A 21186-nucleotide genomic window follows, 5' to 3' on the forward strand; every position below is an offset into this window, starting at 1 on the left:
CATGATCGTAAAAATCCTCAATCTGAAGTATACGCCGGATACGTTGTCGCAACTGTTTTCCACCCTTGCTCACCAGCCCTGGGCGATGCTGCTGACCTCTGGCCAGGCCGATCATGCGGATAACCGTTTCGATATCATGACTGCCGATCCGCGCGTTACCCTGGTGACCCGCGGCGCGCAGACCGAAATCGCCCGCTCCGACAGCCTTCTTATCAGCACCGACGATCCGCTGACGCTGGTGCAGCAGCAGTGTGACGCCCTTGGCGCTGCGCCTGCCTTCCACCCCGATCTGCCTTTCCAGGGCGGTGCGCTGGGCTTATTCGGTTACGATTTAGGCCGCCGGTTTGAGCAGTTGCCGCAGCGGGCACAGCACGATCTCCATACCCCGGATATGGCGGTGGGGATTTATGACTGGGCGCTGATTGCCGATCACCATCAGCAGCAGCTGACGCTGGTGGCGCTCGATGATGCAGACGCCCGCTGGCAGTGGTTGCAGGCGCAAACCGCGCGGCCGACGCCGCCCTTTGCGCTGACCAGCGACTGGCACTCCAATCTCAGTTTTGACGCCTACGCCCAGCGTTTTGCCGCTGTGCAGGCCTATATCCAGGCGGGCGACTGCTACCAGGTGAATCTGGCACAGCGTTTCCAGGCCAGCTATCGCGGCAATGAATGGCAGGCGTTCGAACGGCTGAACCAGGCGAACCGCGCCCCGTTCAGCGCCTTTCTGCGCCTGCCGGATAGCGCCATCCTCAGTCTCTCGCCGGAACGCTTCCTGTCTCTGCAACAGCAGGTGATTGAAACCCGGCCGATTAAAGGCACGCGACCGCGCATGGCCGATCCCGTCGCCGATCGGCAGCAGGCTGAGGAACTGGCCAGCGCGGAGAAAGATCGTGCCGAGAATCTGATGATTGTTGACCTGCTGCGTAATGATATCGGCCGCGTGGCTGAACCGGGCAGCGTCAGCGTGCCGCAGCTGTTTGTCGTGGAGCCTTTTCCTGCGGTGCACCATCTGGTGAGCACGATACGCGCTCGCTTACCGGCCTCGCTGGCGGCGACCGATCTGCTGCGCGCCTGTTTCCCCGGCGGCTCCATCACCGGCGCACCGAAAATCCGCGCCATGGAGATCATTGAAGAACTGGAGCCGCATCGTCGCAACGCCTGGTGCGGCAGCATCGGATATATCAGCCTGTGTGGCCGCATGGACACCAGCATCACCATTCGCACCCTGATTGCCGAAGACCAGCAGCTTTACTGTGCTGCTGGCGGCGGCCTGGTCGCCGATAGCGAGGTGACGGCGGAGTATCAGGAAACGCTGCATAAAGTGAATCGTATTCTGCCCAGCCTGCGGGAGCCAGTCTGACATGAACAACGCCCTGACCCTTAATCAATTCCTCAGCCGTTTCCTGTTGCAACCGCCGCTCACGCCCGCGAAAAGCGCCATCAGCGGCCGCCGCGCTGCGGTACTGGTGCCGGTGATTGCTAACGCTGAACCCGGTTTATTGCTGACGCGCCGTTCATCGCACCTGCGGAAACATGCGGGTCAGGTGGCTTTTCCCGGCGGGATGCAGGATGCCAGCGATGAATCGCTGATCTACACCGCGCTGCGTGAGGCGCAGGAGGAAGTTGGCATTCAACCCGAGCAGGTGCGGGTGGTGGGCGTGTTGCCCGCCGTGACCAGCAGCACCGGCTTTGCCGTGACGCCGGTGGTTGGCATCATTCCTGCCGGTCTGCCGCTGTCGATTAATCCCGACGAGGTGGAAAGCGCCTTCGCCATGCCGCTGGCCGAGGCATTACGTCTGGGGCGCTATAGCGGCCTGACGCTGCGTCACGGCCATCGCCAGCATCAGGTGTGGCTCTCCTGGTACGAAGATTATTTTATCTGGGGCATGACGGCGGGCATCATTCGCGCGCTCGGCCAGCAAATCGCGCTCCCCGCCTGATTGATGCACGCTGGCATCCCTGCTTGCCACTTTGTCACCTCGGTTTTACTGCCCTCGCCACGGATAACTATTTCTGTGCTGTATAATTAGTTTATTTCATGCGAAAAGCTGCTCGTGATAAAGCGGGGGCGATTACTATTAGCCGCATAAAATGGCCTGCGCCTGAGATAATAAGATTTGTGAGGAGTGTCACCGGTGATTAGTGTTTTTGACATGTTCAAAGTGGGTATCGGCCCGTCCAGTTCGCATACCGTCGGCCCGATGAAAGCGGGTAAACAGTTTGTGGATCTGCTCGCCGAACAGGGTAAGTTGCAGGATGTCACGCGCGTTGCGGTTGACGTCTACGGCTCTCTGTCGCTTACGGGCAAAGGTCACCACACCGATATCGCCATCATTATGGGTCTGGCCGGTGCCTCTCCCGCTACCGTGGATATCGATAGCATTCCCGCTTTTATCCAGGATGTTGAGCAGCGCGAACGTTTGCTGCTGGCCAATGGCGCACACGAAGTGGATTTCCCGCGCGAAGGCGGAATGGTCTTCCGCAGTGAAAACCTGGCGCTGCATGAAAATGGCCTGACGCTGTTTGCCTTCGCGGGCGATCTGCTGATCCTCAGCAAAACCTATTACTCCATTGGCGGCGGGTTTATCGTCGATGAAGAACATTTTGGCCAGTCGGTGCTGGATGAGGTGTCCGTCCCCTTCCCGTTTAACTCCGCCAACGCGTTACTCAGCCACTGCCGGGAAAGCGGTCTGTCGCTCTCTGGCCTGGTGATGAAAAATGAGCTGGCGCTGCACAGCCGCGACGATATCTTCAGCTACTTCGCCAACATCTGGCAGACCATGCAGGCCTGTATCGATCGCGGACTGAATACCGAAGGCGTTTTGCCTGGCCCGCTGCGCGTACCGCGCCGTGCCGCCGCGCTGCGCCGTTTGCTGGTCTCCTCCACCAAACACTCCAATGATCCGATGAACGTGATCGACTGGGTGAATATGTTTGCGCTGGCGGTGAACGAAGAGAATGCCGCCGGTGGACGTGTGGTCACCGCACCGACAAACGGCGCCTGCGGCATCGTGCCTGCGGTGCTCGCTTACTATGATCATTTTATTGAGAGCGTCACGCCGGATATCTATATCCGTTATTTCCTCGCCTCCGGTGCCATTGGCGTGCTGTATAAAATGAACGCGTCAATTTCCGGCGCTGAAGTGGGTTGTCAGGGCGAAGTTGGCGTCGCCTGTTCGATGGCCGCGGCAGGTCTGGCGGAACTGCTGGGCGCCAGCCCGGAACAGGTTTGCGTCGCTGCCGAAATCGGCATGGAACATAACCTCGGTCTGACCTGCGACCCGGTAGCCGGACAGGTTCAGGTGCCCTGCATTGAGCGCAACGCCATCGCTTCGGTGAAGGCCATCAACGCGGCACGGATGGCGCTGCGTCGCACCAGTGAGCCACGCGTATCGCTCGATAAAGTGATCGAAACCATGTACGAGACCGGTAAAGATATGAACGCCAAATACCGTGAAACGTCGCGCGGCGGCCTGGCGATTAAGGTGCAGTGCGATTAATTTCGCGCCCGTTACGGCGCACAAAAAATCACCACTCAGACGTTTTTATGCATCTGCTGCTACCTCAGCCCTTCCAAACCATATAGAGTGATTTACGCGCGGCCCTTGTTGGCCGCGCTGCTTTTTCAGTGCCGCTTTTTTTCCTGAGCTGTGCTAAACCTGGCCGCCGCTATGCCGATAACCTATACGTTACTTTGGCTTTATTCTTAGTCTTGCAAGGTGGTTACTGATGCTCATAGCCCAGCAATTTGTTGGTCAATTTCGCCGTAAGCGGCTGCTTATTGCGTTAGCGATCGCCGCGCTGGTTTTAATTCTTACGCTGACTTTTCGTTATATCGAGGAGAAGTCGCGTATTGAGCAGCAGTCGCTGGACTTTGCTTCCCGCGCTATTGAACGTTTTGATCGGATGTTTTCGCCGCTGGATGTCTCCGCCAATAACACCCTCGGTCTGGTGGGCGTCTCCTGCCCGGAGGTGCGATTCCCGCTGATTGAGAAAATTGCTGCGCTGCAAACCGTACGTTCTATTCTGCTGGTCGAGCACGACACGCTTTATTGCTCGAGTATTTACGGTCCGCAAAATATTTCCTTCAGCCAGACCTATCCTGAGCTGGCGATTAATAATCAACGCATGATGCTGACCATCGATGATTACCTGTTAAAAGGTTCGCCGGTGCTGCTGCTGTGGACACCACGATCGCTGGATAATCGCGATGGCTTATTACAGGTTATTAATATTGAATTAATGACTGATTATCTGCTGGAGCCGCAATTACCCTGGGTGGAACGCGCCATATTTAACGTCGGTGGCCAGAGTCTGGAATACGGCAATCCGATGATTGAACCGACGGTGCCGTCGGAAGATGAAGTCGCCTACGATCAGACCTCGCTGCGTTATCCTTATACCATCACGCTGTATGGCCCCTCTCCGGCCCGTCTGGCGCTGAGCACCATGCCGTCTCAGCTGCCGCTGGCGGTGCTGCTGAGCCTGCTGATGGGTTATATCGTCTGGCTGGCTACGGCCAATCGCATGAGTCTGAGCTGGCAAATCAGCTATGGCATCACCGCCAATGAATTTATGGTTTACTGCCAGCCACTGATCAACGCCAAATCCGGCGAGTGCGATGGCATTGAATTGCTGCTGCGCTGGCATAACCCGCGTCAGGGCTGGGTCGCGCCTGATGTGTTTATTCCGCTGGCCGAACGTCAGAACCTGATTGCGCCACTGACACGCTTCGTGATTGCCAAAGTGGTGGATGAACTGCCGAATCTGCCGCGCTGCTCCTCATTCCATATTGCGATTAACGTCGCCGCCAGCCATTTCCACGATCGGGCGATTGTTGAAGACCTGCAACGTATCTGGTGGCCGGCCAATCCGCAGCCGAAGCTGGTGGTGGAGCTGACGGAACGCGATGCCCTGCCGGTGATTGATCAGTCGGTGGTGGCGCAGCTGCATGACATTGGCGTGCGACTGGCGATTGATGACTTCGGTACCGGACACAGCTCCCTCGCCTATCTGAAGGACCTGAAGCCGGATGTGCTGAAGATTGACAAGATCTTTACCGCCGCGATTGGTACCGATGCGATTAACGCGACCGTCACCGATATGGTGATTTCGCTGGCGCAGCGTCTGAATATCAGCCTGGTCGCCGAAGGGGTTGAAACCGCGGAGCAGGCGCAATATCTGCGTGAACGCGGCGTGGATCATTTGCAGGGTTATTTCTATGCCCGGCCAATGCCGATTGAGGATTTCCCTGCCTGGCTGGAACAGCATCAGGCGCAGTTGAGCGCATAAAAAAACGGCACCCGCAGGTGCCGTTTTTATTTACGCTTCTTCTTCCTCATCATCGTGCGGCTTGTCTTTGGTGACGCGCACCAAATCGACACGGTAATCGGTCGCTTCGATAATGTGGAAATGCAGCGGCGGCAGATCAATCACCTCACCCGGTTTCGGCAGCTGGCCTTTCTGGTCAATCAGCAGACCCGCCAGCGAAGCGTGGTCATCTTCAGCTTTCACCAGTTCGTGATAATCCAGCAGCTGTTGCAGCGAGTGCAGATCGGTGCCGCCCTTAACCAGCCAGCCATCGCCATCAGCAACGATATCCGGCGTTTCGTCCTCATCCGGGAACTCACCGGCAATCGCTTCCAGCACATCCAGCGGGGTGATCAATCCCTGCACCACACCAAACTCGTTGGTAACGATCACAAAGCTGCCTTTGGCACGACGCAGCACGCCAAGCAGGTTGATTGGGTCCAGCGTCTCCGGTACCACAATCGGCGACGTGCCGGCGGCAAAGGTGGCCACGTCCATGCCGTGCTCCAGCGCGACCAGCAACTCTTTGGCACGCACCACACCGATGATCTCATCCAGCTCACCGCGACACACCGGGAACAGGCTGTGCGGCGTATCCAGCAGCTGAATGCGGATCTCATCCAGCGGACGCTCAGCATCCACCCAGGAGATTTCGCCACGCGGCGTCATGATGCTGCGAATCGAACGTTGTGCCAGCGTCAGCACGCCGTTGATCATATAGCGTTCTTCATCTTTAAACGCTTCCTGCGGCATCGCTTCCACCAGCGCGGACTCTTCGGCAGTGGCGGCCTGTTTACGCTGACGCCCGCCCATTAAACGCAAAATCGCTTCGGCGGTACGTTCACGCATTGGGCGATGCGCCTGATGACGAATAAAGTTGCGGCGGGCGATCTGGTTAAACAGTTCAATCAGGATCGAGAAGCCGATCGCGGCATACAGGTAGCCTTTCGGGATATGGAAACCAAAGCCTTCCGCCACCAGCGACAGACCAATCATCAGCAGGAAGCTGAGACACAGCACCACCACCGTCGGATGCGCGTTAACAAAACGGGTCAACGGTTTCGACGCCAGCAGCATCACGCCCATGGCGATTACCACCGCGGTCATCATCACCGGCAGATGGTTTACCATCCCCACGGCAGTGATCACGGCATCCAGCGAGAACACGGCATCCAGCACCACGATCTGTGTGACGACCGCCCAGAAACTGGCATAGCTGCGATTGCCTTCCTGCTCCAGATTTCGGTTTTCCAGCCGTTCATGCAGCTCCATCGTGGCCTTAAACAGCAGGAACACACCACCCGCCAGCAGAATTAAATCGCGCCCGGAAAAGCTGAAATCGCCTACGCTGAATAGGGGTCGCGTCAATGTCACCATCCACGAGATCAACGACAGCAGGCCAAGTCGCATTATCAGTGCCAGCGACAGGCCAATCAGACGCGCTTTATCACGCTGCTTTGGCGGCAGTTTGTCAGCCAGAATGGCAATGAAAACCAGGTTATCGATGCCGAGAACAATCTCCAGCACGATCAGCGTCAGCAAACCCGCCCAGATGGAGGGGTCGAAGAGGAATTCCATCAATGACTCCTTAAGCCGGTGATGCGCACGCGGAAACCGGTCTGCGCCAGCAGGCGAGACAGCAGATCGTTAGCAGATTGGATAGCGCCGAATGGCGTGGATGCTTGCGCCAGCAGGCGCGGAGAAAGTGTTAAGCGGCGTCGGTGACGGTCCATAAAGGTGAGCTTTAGCCCGGTACTCCTGAATAATAAACAGATCGTTAATGTATCAGCTACATTCCTGGCGTCAAAAAATTTTCTTACATTTACAAATGGTAACACCCTGAAAGGAGGAGAGATAAAAATACAAATTAACGCCGTTACGCTCTCAATTACTGACAAACATCACATAAATTATTTTTTCACTCACTAAAATAAATCGCGACCTTATCGCTGTTTAGCGGAAAGTTTTGGATTATTTATTAATGCTTTCCTTTAGCTTAGCCCGAAACGATCCACCTGAAGCTACAACGGTAATTTTCATCGATTCCCGGCAATGCCAGAGAATCTCTCATGCGAACGGAGGTAGCAAGTGACCATTGCTATTGTAATTGGTACACATGGCTGGGCGGCAGAACAACTGCTCAAAACAGCAGAAATGCTGTTAGGTGAGCAGGAAAACGTCGGATGGATTGATTTCGTTCCCGGCGAAAATGCAGAAACGCTAATTGAAAAATATCAGGCCCGCCTGGCTAACATGGACACCTCAAAGGGTGTGCTATTCCTGGTTGATACCTGGGGTGGCAGTCCATTCAACGCGGCAAGCCGTATCGTCGTCGACAAACCGGGTTATGACGTCATCGCCGGTGTTAACATTCCCATGCTGGTTGAAACCCTGATGGGCCGTGATGATAACCCGACACTGGAGGAGTTAATTCACATCGCGGTAGAAGCCGGTCGCGAAGGCGTGAAAGCGCTGAAGACCGAAACCGCAGAACCTGCCCCTGCTGCACCGGTTGCCAAAGCCGCGCCGCAGCCGCAAAAACCTCTGGCTCCCGGCGAGCATATGAAGATTGGTCTGGCGCGTATTGATGACCGTCTGATTCATGGCCAGGTCGCCACCCGCTGGACGAAAGAAACCAACGTCACACGCATTATTGTCGTCAGTGATGAAGTCGCCAACGACCATGTGCGTAAAACACTGCTAACCCAGGTGGCACCGCCAGGTGTGACCGCGCATGTGGTGGACGTCGACAAAATGATCCGCGTCTGGAACAACCCTAAATATGGTCGCGATCGCGTCATGCTGCTGTTCACCAACCCCACCGATGTGGAACGCATCGTTGAACAGGGCGTGAATATCAAATCCGTCAATATCGGCGGGATGGCGTTTCGCCAGGGCAAAACCCAGGTCAATAACGCGGTCTCCGTGGATGAGAAGGATATCGCCGCATTCCGCAAACTGAATGACCGTGGAATCGAACTGGAAGTGCGCAAAGTGTCTAACGACCCGAAACTGAAAATGATGGACCTGATTGCGAAGGTGAATCCGTAATTCGCCATCTATGCCTGCGTGTGCGGGCGAATATTCGTGACCCTGGATTAGGAGAAATACAATGGAGATAACCACGCTACAAATCATCTTGATTTTTATTGTGGCCTGTATCGCCGGGATGGGATCGATTCTTGATGAGTTCCAGTTCCACCGTCCGCTGGTGGCTTGTACGCTGATTGGTGCGGTACTCGGTGATATGAAAACCGGCATCATCATCGGCGGTACGCTGGAGATGATCGCGCTGGGCTGGATGAACATTGGCGCAGCTGTGGCGCCGGACGCCGCCCTCGCCTCGATCATTTCAACCATTCTGGTTATTGCTGGTGGTCAAAGTGTGGGTGCCGGTATCGCGCTGGCGATTCCGCTGGCCGCTGCCGGTCAGGTACTGACCATCATCGTGCGTACCATCACCGTGGCCTTCCAGCACGCAGCCGATAAAGCAGCGGAGAAAGGCAACCTGAGCGCGATTTCGTGGATCCATGTGTCTGCCCTGCTGTTGCAGGCGATGCGTATCGCGATCCCGGCGTTGATCGTGGCGATTTCCGTCGGCACCAGCGCGGTTCATACCCTGCTCAGCTCAATCCCGGAAGTGGTAACCAATGGCCTGAACATTGCCGGTGGCATGATCGTGGTCGTAGGTTACGCGATGGTGATTAACATGATGCGTGCGGGCTACCTGATGCCGTTCTTCTACCTCGGCTTCGTCACCGCGGCGTTCACCAACTTCAACCTGGTGGCACTGGGCGTGATTGGCGTGGTAATGGCCGTGCTGTATATCCAGCTGGCGCCGAAATATAACCGTGTTGCGGGCGCTGCGGCGACCGGTCCTGCGCAAAACGACCTCGACAACGAACTCGATTAAGGAACAGGTGAGATCATGGTTGATACAACTAACACACAAAAGAAACTCACCCCAGGCGATGTCCGTGGTGTGTTCATGCGCTCTAACCTGTTTCAGGGTTCATGGAACTTTGAACGTATGCAGGCGCTGGGCTTCTGCTTCTCAATGGTGCCGGTGATTCGCCGTCTCTATCCTGAGAACAACGATGACCGTAAACAGGCGATCAAACGCCATCTGGAGTTCTTCAACACCCATCCGTTTGTGGCTGCGCCGGTGCTTGGCGTAACGATGGCGATGGAAGAACAGCGTGCCAACGGCGCAGCGATTGACGATGCGGCCATCAACGGTATCAAAGTGGGTCTGATGGGGCCGCTGGCCGGTGTGGGCGACCCGATTTTCTGGGGTACGGTACGTCCGGTATTCGCGGCACTGGGTGCCGGTATCGCGATGAGCGGCAGCCTGCTTGGCCCGCTGCTGTTTTTCCTCCTGTTTAATATTGCGCGTTTGCTGACCCGTTATTACGGCGTCGCTTATGGCTATCGCAAAGGGGTGGATATCGTTAGCGATATGGGCGGCGGCTTCCTACAGAAACTGACGGAGGGTGCGTCGATTCTCGGCCTGTTTGTTATGGGGGCGCTGGTCAACAAGTGGACGCATGTGAATGTGCCGCTGGTGGTCTCGCGCATTACCGACCAGACCGGAAAAACCACCGTCACCACCGTGCAGTCAATCCTCGACCAGCTGATGCCGGGTCTGATCCCGCTGCTGCTGACCTTTGGCTGTATGTGGCTGCTGCGCCGCAAGGTTAACGCACTGTGGATTATCGTCGGCTTCTTTGCGATTGGTATCTTCGGTTACTGGATTGGTTTACTCGGTCTGTAATGCCTGTGCCGGGAGCCTTGCTCCCGGCTGTTTAGCAAAGTTACCTGAGCGCCATCGCTGAGTTAACTTCTGTTAAGGAATCATCATGTCACTGACTGACGCCCTGATTGCGCTGCTGATTGCCGGCCTGCTGCTGTTCGCCATCTATGATGAGGCGATTCTGCCGCGCCGCAACGGCCCGACAAAACTGCGTGTGCCGCTACGCCGTCGCCATAAGATCGATAGCGGTATCTTTATCGTGCTGTTATTGATTTTACTGTGGAATAACGTCAGCAATCACGGCCCCCAACTCACCACCACCCTGCTGATGGTGTTGTGTTTTATGGCTGTCTGGCTGTTCTGGCTGCGAAGCCCGAAATTGCTGATGAAAAATGACGGCTTATTTTTTGCCGGAGTATGGATTGATTATCGCCGTATTCAAAGCATGAACCTGTCCGAGGATGGCATCCTGGTGATGCAGCTGGAACAGCGTCGTTTGCTGATTGCCGTAAAACAACTCGACGATTTAGAGCGGATTTACCATACGCTGGTGGAAGCGCGTTAATCGCGCTGCCACAGGGTCAGGGTGAAATCGGCATCGCAGCTAAATTCGCTCGCCTGCGCCAGGGTTTGCCACACCTCTTCACGCGCACGCCAGGCAAATGGCGTCATCTGCAACAGGGTCGTTGCCGCACGGCCACTCAGGCTCATGGTGTAGCGCAGGCTATGTTGTTCTGCCTGATGAAAACCCGCGTAGATCTTCTCTTCCGCGCCATGCAACTGCACTTCACGATAGATGAGCGCCTTAAACTGCTGCAAATGGTGCGGCCCCGGCGTGACCGTCAGTAAATACCCCCCCGCCTTCACCACCCGGCTCAGTTCGTCTTCATTGCAGGGCGCATAGATTCTGACTATCCCCTCCAGCGACGCATCAGCAAACGGCAAACGCTGGCTGGAGGCTACGCAGAACTTCACCGCGCGATAGCGCTTTGCCGCCATGCGAATCGCGGCCTTTGCCACATCCAGCCCGTAGACCTGTGCGCCCGGCAAGGCTTCGGCCATGGCGGCGGTGTAATATCCCTCGCCACAGCCGATATCCAGCAGCGGTGCCGATGCATCCGGCAGGCGTTGCGCCAGCAAGGTCGCGACCCGATCGCGCAGCGGTTGATAATGCCCGGCGTCAAGAAACTCGCGCCGCGCCAGTAACATTTCTGCGCTATCGCCAGGCTGACGTGAACCTTTGTGCTGCACTGGCAACAGATTGACGTACCCTTCTTTGGCCTGATCAAACTGATGGCCCGCATCACAGCGATAACTGGTGGCCTGCAATACAAGCGGCTGATGGCAGAGAGGGCAAATCAAAGACATAGATAACTCCGGGTTAGCGATTCGCGGCGCAGTTTACCCTGATCATCTGGTAACAGAAAGGACAAAGAAAAGCCCCGGTCAGTGACCGGGGCTTTAGGATTCGTTTCAGTGGTGCATGGCACCGAGCCTGGTGACGAAATCAGATAGCAGTTACGTTGACAGCTGCCGGGCCTTTCTGGCCATCCTGAATTTCGAACTCAACGTTTTGGCCTTCGGCCAGAGTTTTAAAACCATTGCCCTGGATAGCAGAGAAGTGTACGAACACGTCTTTGCTGCCGTCAGCAGGAGTAATAAAACCAAAACCTTTAGACTCGTTGAACCACTTAACCTGACCTTTAATCTTTGCCATTTTGCAAATTCCTTAGAGTGTTTATATTGCCCGAAGGCAGACCTACAGATAAACCAGAGACATTACTGAATGAGGCACTAATTTAAGGTTCGGCAAGGAAGCGGTATTCAACGTCAACGTTTTTACTCATAACTTCTTTACTGAAGATGCCATACATAAACAGAACTGTACCTCGTTTGACCCACGAATCGTTATCACATATCCGCAAATTAATGGCAAGCCATTTTTAAAAGCTGATCGACATGCCGCACACAATTGTTAGCTAAACCACACTCTTTGCCCGCTTCCCCTCACCCTTCGCTGGATCGGATTGCACAAAAAAGGGTTATTGGTCAGTATAGTTACCGCCAAAAATTGTTGTAGTCAATCTGCGGTAATTTGTCCAATTCATCGCTGCTCAAACGCTAAACTATAGGCAAAAAATATTGCACAAATATGGCACCGATAATGGATTCCACCAAAAAGTTAACCGCTCGCGCAACATATGTGCATTGCTCAAATCCTGTACAATAAATTTCGACAGGTACAGGTTATTAATAGTTTTGCACCAAAATCAGGAAAATATAAACGCCATTGCCCCAAATATATGCACGCATCTGCTTTGGCAGTTATCTCAATTTTTTCTAACGTCCCAACAATTAAATGTTAAAACAACGCACCCGCTAGCGGGAGTTAACAAAAATGGCTTAAGACAAATCCGAAACGATATTCGGCAGGCTACGACTCTCGCCTATTCTCCATGGCGAAAAGTCCATAGTGGACTCCCCGGCAGCCGTTAACGCCTGCGCCAGCATGGCTGGGGGTTCATCCAGCGATTCATCCGCCAGCTCAAAGACCCCCCAGTGAATGGGAATCGCCACGGGCCGACCAATATGTTGCCAAAGCTGCACCGCCTGATCGGGGTCCATGTGCTGACTGCGCATGAACCACTTTGGTGCGTAAGCGCCTATTGGCAGTGCCGCCAGATTGAAGGGGCCGAATTTTTCGGCAATTTCATGCAGGTTTTCGCTATAACCACTGTCGCCGGAGAACCAGAAATTCAGCGCGGCGCTGCGTATTACCCAGCCGCACCACAGAGAACGATTGCGGTCGAAGAAAGATCGCATACTCCAGTGGCGTGCCGGCACCGCCGTAAAGTGCAATCCGGCGAACGTTATACTCTGCCACCAGTCAAGTTCAGTCACCTGTCGCACGCCACGGCGACGGCACCACTCACCCATGCCAAGCGGCACCAGGAAGCGCGCCTGCGGGAACTGTCGCGCAATGCGTTTTACCGTTGGGCGATCCAGATGATCATAATGGTTGTGCGAAATCAGCACATAATCGAGGTGCGGCAGCTCGGCTATACGCAACGGTGCGGGTGTTTTGCGTTGCGGACCGGCAAAAGGTAACGGCGAGGCACGCTGTGACAACGCCGGATCAATCAGCAGATAACGTTGATTAAGACGCAGTAACAAGGCCGCATGGCCGAGCCACCAGATGCGATCGTCTTCACCACTTAAATCGACCGGCTGGCACCAGTCGCTGATAAACGCCGGATAGCCTGCCTGCGGTGGCAGCGGTAAGCCCTGTTCCTTGCGTTCACGCCGCCAGCGCTGCAAATCCCCCGGTTGCCGTGTTTCCTCTTCCGGGTTGCGGAAGCCTTCCGGCGTATGGTGCTTTTTTGCTGCATCGAACCAGGGGTTTTGCCAGGCCATTACCTCTCCATTAAACGCTTAACGCTCCGGGATCAGACGAATAAAATCGCGTTTTTCGCCTTCATCTTCTTCGCTTTTCTTTGCTGTGTCCGGCTGAGCATCCGCCAGGCGGCGCAACAGCGCATTCTGTTTTTTCTGCTCATCCAGCAGCGCCTCCAGCAAACGAATCTGCTCGCTGGCACGGACGCTGGCCCGGTTCACAAAAAACCAGGCGATAAAGGCCACAACGATAATGATGACCAGCACGCCATAGCTAAATAACGGGCTGGGATTTGCGGCTAACTCGTTCATAACTGCCTCAGATTACTGATTAACGTCAAACACTCATTCCAGCGCTGATTCTACCCCTTGCGGAGGGAAAAGATAATGGGTGTGGACGGAAAGCAGATTTTCCTGCGAGACGCCTTTCAGTTATCTCTGATCGATCAAACGAGAAAAGCGAGGCATGCTGCTACTATAGAGATGGCAGCAACACCTGGACAGCTGCGTTATGTATCACATGGAGACAAAATGAAACTATTCATCCGGGCGATTGTGGTGATCGCCGTTATCTGGCTGGCAATGTTATTCACCGGCTATGGCGTATTAACCGGCAGCAACAAGAATGCGGCCGGCCTGGGCTTGCAGTGTAGTTACCTGACTGCCCGTGGCGTGATTACCGCACAGTATCTGCATACTGACAGCGGCATTGTCGGCGTTACCGACTGTCCGCTGCTGAAGAAAAGCGGTGAAGTGGTCGACAATTAAAGATTAAGCGGGCTGGCAACAGCCCGTTTACTTATTGGTTCAGAACGGATAATCGTGATAACCCATCTGCTCTGACACTGCGCGTGCCGCACGATGCAGCATCGCAACGTATTCGTTTTTGCCCTCTTCCGAGAAACGGATGGTGGGAAACGAAATGCTGAGACCGGCAATCACTACGCCGAAGCGGTCAAACACCGGGACGGCGATACAACGCAATCCCTCTTCCTGTTCTTCGTTATCTTCGCCAAAGCCCTGGGCTTTTACCTGATCGAGCACCCTGAGCAGCGCTTCGGCCGTCACGATGGTATTGGCGGTACTGCGACGAAATTCGACTTCACGCAAAATGTCCTGCACTTCACCGCGATCGCGCCAGGCCAGCAGCACTTTACCAATCGCCGTGGTGTGCAGCGGGTTACGACGGCCGATACGCGAATACATACGCAGGTTGTACAGCGAATCGATTTTGTGGATATAAACGATGCTATCTTCTTCCAGCGCGCCAAGGTGGATTGTCTCTTTAGTCAGGCGCGACAGTTCTCGCATCTGCACATCGGCACTGCGGATCAGATCCACGTTTTGCAACGCCCTGGCACCAAGTTCGAATAGCTTCAGGGTCAGTGAATATTTTTCGCTCTCACCTTCCTGCGCCACATAGCCCAGCGACTTCATGGTTTGTAAAAAGCGATAGACGGTGCTTTTTGACATCATCACGCGCTGGGACAGCTCGGTAATGCCGTGATCGCGCTCCTCGCCCAGCGCCTGCAAAATACCAAACACCTTCATCACCGAAGAGACGGAATCAGGTTGTTTATCGTTATCAGCGTTCGCCATCGCGGATCCTTTTTTGACGTTGTTTCAAAAAAAACGGAACAGAAGCGCCAGTATATGCGTTTCCACCTGACAGCGACAATGCAAAGCACTAAGCGACACATTCCCTGATACTTTTTGTCAATCAATGCGGTGCTTTCCCGCCCGAAATTGATTAGCATGATGATATTCACTCACTTCATTTATTCACTTTATGTCCGCTACTTCACTTCAGGATGGTTTACCCGTTCCCCAACGTTACGGCGCGATTATCACCATTGCTCTGGGCATCATGATGGCGGTGCTGGATGGTGCGATTGCCAACGTGGCGTTACCGACTATTTCGCGCGAATTACATGCCAGCCCGGCAGAGTCGATCTGGATTGTAAACGCCTACCAGATTGCCATTGTTATCTCACTACTTTCGCTGTCATTTCTCGGCGATATGCTGGGTTATCGTCGCGTTTATCAGGTCGGTCTGGCGCTGTTTATCGCCACCTCCCTGTTCTGTGCACTCTCAACGTCGCTAAATATGCTGACGCTGGCCCGTGTCCTTCAGGGGTTCGGCGGGGCAGCGCTGATGAGCGTCAATACCGCGCTGATACGCATCATTTATCCGCAGCGCTTCCTCGGACGCGGTATGGCGATAAACTCGCTAATCGTGGCGGTTTCAACCGCGGCTGGCCCAACCGTAGCCGCGGCGATCCTGTCGGTCGCCAGCTGGAAATGGTTGTTCTTGATCAACGTGCCGCTGGGTGTTATCGCACTGTGGCTGGCGCTGCGTTTCCTGCCGGATAATCAGCAGAAAGCCAAACAGCAGAAATTTGACGTCGCCAGTGCCGTAATGAATGCGCTGTTCTTTGGCCTGTTGATCTCCGCCCTCAGCGGTTTTTCACAGGGACAAAATCACTGGCTCATCCTCGGTGAGGTGGTGTTGTTGGTGCTGGTGGGGGTGGTGTTTATCCGCCGTCAGCTGGCGATGCCGGTTCCATTGCTGCCGGTGGATTTACTGCGTATCCCGATTTTTACGCTGTCGCTCTGCACTTCAATCTGTTCCTTCTGCGCGCAGATGCTGGCAATGGTCTCTCTGCCCTTCTTCCTGCAAAACGTGCTGGGACGCGATGAAGTGGCCACCGGTTTATTACTGACGCCCTGGCCGCTGGCGACCATGGTGATGGCACCGATTGCCGGTCGTTTGATTGGGAAAGTACATTCGGGTCTGCTGGGTGGTCTGGGACTGGTCATGTTCGCGGCGGGCCTGTTCCTGCTGGCTCTGTTGCCCGCTCAGCCTGCCGATGCCGATATTATCTGGCGCATGATGCTATGTGGTGCCGGTTTCGGGCTGTTCCAGTCGCCGAATAATCACACCATTATCTCTTCCGCACCTCGTAACCGCAGCGGTGGTGCCAGCGGAATGCTGGGTACTGCGCGTCTGCTGGGACAGAGTACCGGTGCGGCTCTGGTGGCGCTGATGTTTAACCTGTTCAGTCAAAGCGGCACCCACGCCTCACTGATCCTCGCCGGGGCGTTTTCAACCGTGGCGGCGGTGGTGAGCATGGCGCGCATGACACAAGCGCGGGTAACTGCTGAATCATAAAACCGTAGCGGCGCGATAAATCGCGCCGCTACAGAATATGATGTTACTTCAGATATTCACCGCTACGCAGCGCTTCAATACGCTTATCCAGCGGCGGATGCGACATAAACAATTCGCTCAGCGATTTGCCTTTGCCGTTGATGCAGAAAGCCATCATGCTGCTCGGCTCCTGCGGTTCATAGCTGGTTTTCAGACGCTGTAACGCGGCAATCATCTTCTCACGCCCCACCAGCTTCGCCGAACCGGCATCCGCATGGAACTCACGGTGACGCGAGAACCACATGGTGATGATGCTGGCGAGGATACCAAACACCAGTTCCAGCACCGTGGCGACCGCAAAGTAAACCAGCGGGTTGCCGTTGCTGCTCTCATCCCCATCGCGGTTGCCAGACAGGAAGCCGGACGCCACCTGGGCGATGATACGAGAGATAAAGATAACGAAGGTGTTCACGATGCCCTGAATCAACGTCATGGTCACCATGTCGCCATTGGCGATATGGCTGATTTCATGCGCCAGCACCGCTTCCGCTTCATCGCGGCTCATGTTCTGCAACAGCCCGGTCGATACCGCCACCAGCGAAGCATCACGGCGAGCGCCGGTCGCAAAGGCGTTGATATCAGGGGCATGATAAATTGCTACCTGCGGCATCGCAATGCCGGCCTGCTGAGCCTGGCGGCCAACGGTATCCATTAGCCAGCGTTCCGTCTCGTTACGGGGTTGTTCAATCAATTCACCACCGACCGAGCGCAACGCCATCCATTTAGACATCAGCAGTGAAACAAACGCACCGCCAAAGCCAAACAGACCTGCCATAATCATCAGACCCTGAACACTGCTTGACTGGATTCCTGTCAGACTGAGAATCAGTCCGAAAACCAACATCACCGCCAGGTTGGTGATCAGGAAAAGAGCAATACGCATCATAAACGTTAATCTTCCTCAGTTGTGCACGCGCTTATACGCGGATATACATCCTAGGGTCATTACGCAGCATTTCAAGCGACCTTAATCTTTAAGTGTCTAAAAAGACATAACTTTACATTCAGACATGCTGCCTCGCCAGCCGGAGATGAACGCGGTTGAGGCCTGATCGGCAGGCAAAAAAAAGCACCGCATAATGCGGTGCTTGTTGTCTGACCAGAAGGTTACTTGCTGCTCGCGGCTTGCGGCTGGGCTTTTTCCAGCTGCGCCATATCGTTGGCAATTTTCACCGTTTCATCCAGGTACGGATCCGGCTCTTTGTAATCCTTCGGCAGATCGTCGAGGCTCTTAAGCGGTGCTTTGCCTTCCGCCTGATAACGCGCATTGATGCGTTCCAGACGCAGTGCATCTTCGTCGTGGTTCTCTTTCTCGCGCTGGGTAATATTGAGCGACACGATATTGCGTTTGTCTTTCGTGGCATTGAAGCGCGCAATATCTTTCATGATGTACTGGAACTCGCGATCTTTAGCGATGCGATCGTTATGCTCTTTGGTCAGCTCCGGCACCAGCGGTGAGATATCACCGGTTTTGGTGTAGTTCGCTGCGGTAACGCTATCCCATGGCAAGGCGTTATCTTCAAACTTCTCACCGGTTTCCGCCGCTTCGACGCCGGTTGGCATCAGCAGATCGGGCGTCACGCCTTTACGCTGAGTACTGCCGCCGTTGATACGGTAAAACTTCTGGATAGTGTACTGGACCGAACCGAGGGCCGGCCATTCCGGGCGCAGCATCTGATCGTAGATACGATTCAGTGAGCGATATTGCTGCACGGTGCCTTTACCAAAGGTCGGCTCACCGACAATCAGCGCACGGCCATAGTCCTGCATCGCTGCGGCAAAGATTTCCGACGCGGAAGCACTGAAACGATCGACCAGCACGACCAGCGGACCTTTGTAGTAAACGATGCCGTCGTTATCGCTGTCCTGACGCACGCGACCATTGTTATCACGCACCTGCACTACCGGACCGCTTGGAATAAACAGGCCGGAAAGCGATACCGCCTCGGTCAGTGCGCCACCGCCATTGGTACGCAGATCGATAACGATACTGTCGACATTCTGCTTCTGCAGTTTTTGCAGCTGCACCTTCACATCATCGGTCAGGCCAACGTAGAAGCCTGGGATATCCAGCACGCCGACTTTTTCTTTACCGACGGTCTGCACCGTACCTTTCACCGCGCGGTCTTCCAGACGGATTTTCTCACGCGTCAGCGTCACGGTGCGGGTTTTGGTGCCTTTACCGGCAGGCAGGATTTCCAGGCGCACTTTGCTGCCTTTCGGTCCTTTAATTTTCGCGACCACGTCATCCAGACGCCAGCCGATCACGTCTTCCATCGGTTTGCCGGGCTGGCCGACACCGACGATGCGATCGCCCACGCTGATGGATTTGCTCTTGGCCGCCGGACCACCGGCTACCATCGAGTTGATCACCGTGTAGTCATCATCCATTTGCAGCACCGCACCGATACCTTCCAGGGACAGGCTCATTTCGGTGTTGAACTGCTCGGTATTACGCGGCGACAGATAGTTGGTGTGCGGGTCGATTTCATGCGCAAAGGCTGTCATCGCCAGCTGGAACACATCTTCGCTGTTGCTCTGCGCCAGACGGCGGATGGCAAAGTTGTAACGCTTAGTCAGCGTCTCGCGGATCTCTTTGTCATCTTTACCGGCCAGTTTCAGGCTCAGCTCGTCGTATTTGACCTTGGCATCCCACAGCGCATTCAGCTCATCGGTGCTTTTCGGCCAGGGTGATTTGGCACGGTCAATGTCGATAGTGTCATTGCCGCTAAAGTTCATCGGGCGAGCCAGCACGCCAAGCGCGTATTGATAACGCTCAAAGCGGCGTTTCTGCGCCAGATTGTATAAATCGTAAAACACATCCAGCTTGCCGCTGCGCAACTCATCGCCGAGGGTGGTTTTCTTATCGGCAAACTGCGCGATATCCGACGCCAGCAACACGTTGTGGTTGTAGTCGAGCAGATTCAGGTAGCGATCAAAGATTTTCGCTGAGAAATCCTGATTCAGATCGAACTGACGATAGTGAGAACGGGTAAAACGCGAGGTAACGCGTTCGCTGACGGTGGGATGTTGTGGTTCTTCGTGTAGCTGGGGAATCTGGTCGGCGCGGGTAATATTATCAGCGCCAAAGCTGGGGCCTGCCAGCAGCAGGCCCGCGATCATACCGATCTTTAAAATGTTGTTCATGCCAGGGTCAGCCTCCGTTTCAGAACTGCAAATGTTCTGCGCGCACAATCATTGCCATGCCGGAAGCGAGCTGCACCCGAACGCCATCTTTCGTAATTTCAAGAATGGTAGCGTCCATCGCACTTTTGCCTGCTTTAACTTTAATATTCTGGCCGGGTTGCAAAGTTGAGGTATCAGTGATGGGTTTGGCTCGCGCCGGGCGAGGGGCAGCATTACGTTCAGAAGACGCGGCACGGGGTGCCTGAGGACGCGGTTTACGCGGCGCATCACCTTCAGCCGCTTTACGCGGTGCCGGTTTACGCGGACGTCGTTCGCCGGTCTCTTCCCCTGCTTCACGCTTCTTCGCTTTTTGCTGTTCGCGCTGTGCCTGGACACGAGCTTTCGCTTCTTCCAGCTGCTTGCGCGCATGTTCTACGTGCTGCTCATCCAGCACGCCACAGGCGTTGCCGTCGAGATCGACACGAATCGCACCGGCTTTAATGCCATAAAGGTAACGCCAGCTTGAGGTATAAAGACGCAAGGCCGAACGCAGTTGCGTCTTGCTCAGGCCCATATCGCCCTGAACACGCTCGACCAGATCCTGAAAGATGCCGATTTTGAGCGGACGCGCTTCACCTTCGGCGCTAAAGCATTGCGGAAAACGCTCCGCCAGAAAGGCGATTACTTCTTTACTGCTGTTCAACTTAGGTTGATTTTCCATGAAATTTCCTGATTACAACGGGTTTGCCGACCAGAGCAGGCATGAACAGGCGACATTATAATGACAACATCGCCAAATGCTATGTGATCCAGTCGATTAGCTGCGCGTCAGTTGAAGAAATTTTTCAATGTCGCTGCCCGCCAGTACTTCACAAAGCCCGTCAGTAAGGGCCACCAGCCCCGCTTCATCCTCACTGTCGAAGCGAGAATAAACCGTACTATCGATGTCCAGAACACCGACTAACGTGCCATTCACTTTCAGAGGAATGACGATTTCCGCATTACTGGCGGCATCACAAGCGATATGACCGGGGAAAGCGTGCACATCTTCAACGCGCTGCACTTTCTCTTCTGCAATCGCCGTGCCACAAACCCCTTTGCCCACCGGAATGCGCACGCAGGCAATTTTGCCCTGGAAAGGACCCAGTACCAGCGTGTTGGCTTCCGTTAGCAAATAAAATCCTGCCCAGTTAACGCCTTCCAGGCGTTCAAACAGCAGCGCACTGCAATTACCCAGTGCAGCGAGGAAAGAGGTTTCGCCCGCCAGCAGCGCGCGAACATCGCGATTTAAATCCTCGTAAAAGGCTTTTTTGTTCATTGTTTAACCATAATCCGACACAGCAGAGCCGCTTTGTCACTTAGTTGTTAAAATAAGCACTAATAATCCAGCCTC

General features: G+C 54.8%; 21 protein-coding genes and 1 pseudogene. 10 read left to right on the forward strand and 12 right to left on the reverse strand.

Annotated features, from left to right (window positions below; genetic code table 11):
- Position 1: 1 nt before the first annotated feature.
- The 4 genes from pabB to pdeD all read left to right on the forward strand — a co-directional run bounded on the left by pabB (position 2) and on the right by pdeD (position 5292).
- On the forward strand, positions 2-1360 hold the full coding sequence (gene pabB / locus AC6I8V_RS11495) for an aminodeoxychorismate synthase component 1 (RefSeq protein WP_497842388.1): 1359 nt from the start codon (positions 2-4) through the stop codon (positions 1358-1360).
- 1 nt (position 1361) lies between these two features.
- On the forward strand, positions 1362-1940 hold the full coding sequence (locus AC6I8V_RS11500) for a CoA pyrophosphatase (protein ID WP_497842389.1): 579 nt from the start codon (positions 1362-1364) through the stop codon (positions 1938-1940).
- 195 nt (positions 1941-2135) lie between these two features.
- The gene (locus AC6I8V_RS11505; protein WP_497842390.1) at positions 2136-3500 is read left to right on the forward strand and encodes an L-serine ammonia-lyase; all 1365 of its coding nucleotides are present in this window, start codon (positions 2136-2138) and stop codon (positions 3498-3500) included.
- A gap of 229 nt (positions 3501-3729) precedes the next feature.
- Entirely contained in the window at positions 3730-5292 is a 1563-nt protein-coding gene (gene pdeD, locus AC6I8V_RS11510; RefSeq protein ID WP_497842391.1) for a cyclic di-3',5'-guanosine monophosphate phosphodiesterase PdeD, read from the forward strand.
- A 30-nt stretch (positions 5293-5322) separates the two neighbouring features.
- Here pdeD and AC6I8V_RS11515 read toward each other — a convergent pair whose 3' ends face one another.
- Together AC6I8V_RS11515 and AC6I8V_RS11520 are read right to left on the reverse strand one after the other, a co-directional pair.
- Entirely contained in the window at positions 5323-6888 is a 1566-nt protein-coding gene (locus AC6I8V_RS11515) for a TerC family protein (RefSeq protein WP_497842392.1), read from the reverse strand.
- Complete coding sequence (locus AC6I8V_RS11520) at positions 6888-7043, reverse strand: hypothetical protein (RefSeq protein ID WP_497842393.1); 156 nt, start codon at positions 7041-7043, stop codon at positions 6888-6890. The genes AC6I8V_RS11515 and AC6I8V_RS11520 overlap by 1 nt, the downstream gene beginning before the upstream one ends.
- Before the next feature lie 355 nt (positions 7044-7398).
- On the opposite strand from AC6I8V_RS11520, the gene manX reads away from it, so the two are divergent.
- The 4 genes from manX (at position 7399) to AC6I8V_RS11540 (ending at position 10628) form a co-directional block, all read left to right on the forward strand.
- Complete coding sequence (gene manX / locus AC6I8V_RS11525; protein ID WP_497842394.1) at positions 7399-8361, forward strand: PTS mannose transporter subunit IIAB; 963 nt, start codon at positions 7399-7401, stop codon at positions 8359-8361.
- A gap of 61 nt (positions 8362-8422) precedes the next feature.
- Positions 8423-9223, forward strand: a complete 801-nt coding sequence (locus AC6I8V_RS11530; protein ID WP_497842395.1) for a PTS mannose/fructose/sorbose transporter subunit IIC — start codon at positions 8423-8425, stop codon at positions 9221-9223.
- A 15-nt stretch (positions 9224-9238) separates the two neighbouring features.
- Positions 9239-10084, forward strand: coding sequence for a PTS mannose transporter subunit IID (locus AC6I8V_RS11535; RefSeq protein WP_497842396.1), 846 nt, complete (start codon positions 9239-9241; stop codon positions 10082-10084).
- 85 nt (positions 10085-10169) lie between these two features.
- Positions 10170-10628 (forward strand): DUF986 family protein, encoded by a 459-nt coding sequence (locus tag AC6I8V_RS11540; RefSeq protein ID WP_497842397.1) that lies wholly within the window; start codon positions 10170-10172, stop codon positions 10626-10628.
- Here the strand turns inward: AC6I8V_RS11540 and rlmA are convergent.
- The 5 genes and pseudogenes from rlmA to AC6I8V_RS11565 form a co-directional block, all read right to left on the reverse strand.
- Entirely contained in the window at positions 10625-11431 is an 807-nt protein-coding gene (rlmA, locus tag AC6I8V_RS11545) for a 23S rRNA (guanine(745)-N(1))-methyltransferase (RefSeq protein ID WP_497842398.1), read from the reverse strand. The genes AC6I8V_RS11540 and rlmA overlap by 4 nt on opposite strands.
- Positions 11432-11570: 139 nt before the next feature.
- Positions 11571-11780 (reverse strand): transcription antiterminator/RNA stability regulator CspE, encoded by a 210-nt coding sequence (gene cspE, locus AC6I8V_RS11550; protein ID WP_001062678.1) that lies wholly within the window; start codon positions 11778-11780, stop codon positions 11571-11573.
- Between the two features lie 85 nt (positions 11781-11865).
- A pseudogene (locus AC6I8V_RS11555) lies at positions 11866-11937 on the reverse strand (DUF2627 domain-containing protein); the annotation flags it as partial.
- Positions 11938-12466: 529 nt separating this feature from the next.
- Positions 12467-13477, reverse strand: a complete 1011-nt coding sequence (locus AC6I8V_RS11560) for an MBL fold metallo-hydrolase (RefSeq protein WP_497842399.1) — start codon at positions 13475-13477, stop codon at positions 12467-12469.
- Between the two features lie 18 nt (positions 13478-13495).
- Positions 13496-13768, reverse strand: a complete 273-nt coding sequence (locus AC6I8V_RS11565) for a YebO family protein (protein WP_497842400.1) — start codon at positions 13766-13768, stop codon at positions 13496-13498.
- Between the two features lie 219 nt (positions 13769-13987).
- Here AC6I8V_RS11565 and AC6I8V_RS11570 point away from each other — a divergent pair, with 219 nt between their 5' ends.
- Entirely contained in the window at positions 13988-14224 is a 237-nt protein-coding gene (locus AC6I8V_RS11570) for a YobH family protein (protein ID WP_497842401.1), read from the forward strand.
- A 39-nt stretch (positions 14225-14263) separates the two neighbouring features.
- Here AC6I8V_RS11570 and kdgR read toward each other — a convergent pair whose 3' ends face one another.
- Positions 14264-15055: a DNA-binding transcriptional regulator KdgR gene (kdgR, locus tag AC6I8V_RS11575; protein ID WP_497842402.1), complete on the reverse strand. Its 792-nt coding sequence runs from the start codon at positions 15053-15055 to the stop codon at positions 14264-14266.
- Positions 15056-15245: 190 nt separating this feature from the next.
- Here kdgR and AC6I8V_RS11580 point away from each other — a divergent pair, with 190 nt between their 5' ends.
- Positions 15246-16628 (forward strand): MFS transporter, encoded by a 1383-nt coding sequence (locus AC6I8V_RS11580; protein ID WP_497842403.1) that lies wholly within the window; start codon positions 15246-15248, stop codon positions 16626-16628.
- Positions 16629-16671: 43 nt separating this feature from the next.
- Here AC6I8V_RS11580 and htpX read toward each other — a convergent pair whose 3' ends face one another.
- The 4 genes from htpX to AC6I8V_RS11600 form a co-directional block, all read right to left on the reverse strand.
- Complete coding sequence (gene htpX, locus AC6I8V_RS11585) at positions 16672-17553, reverse strand: protease HtpX (protein ID WP_497842404.1); 882 nt, start codon at positions 17551-17553, stop codon at positions 16672-16674.
- A 221-nt stretch (positions 17554-17774) separates the two neighbouring features.
- Complete coding sequence (gene prc, locus AC6I8V_RS11590; protein WP_497842405.1) at positions 17775-19814, reverse strand: carboxy terminal-processing peptidase; 2040 nt, start codon at positions 19812-19814, stop codon at positions 17775-17777.
- A 19-nt stretch (positions 19815-19833) separates the two neighbouring features.
- Positions 19834-20514, reverse strand: a complete 681-nt coding sequence (proQ, locus tag AC6I8V_RS11595) for an RNA chaperone ProQ (protein WP_497842406.1) — start codon at positions 20512-20514, stop codon at positions 19834-19836.
- A 96-nt stretch (positions 20515-20610) separates the two neighbouring features.
- A complete protein-coding gene (locus AC6I8V_RS11600) occupies positions 20611-21111 on the reverse strand; it encodes a GAF domain-containing protein (protein ID WP_497842407.1) in 501 nt (166 codons plus the stop codon).
- Positions 21112-21186: the final 75 nt, after the last annotated feature.

The organism is Pantoea sp. X-Soil-TKNS-1207, assembly GCF_059730485.1.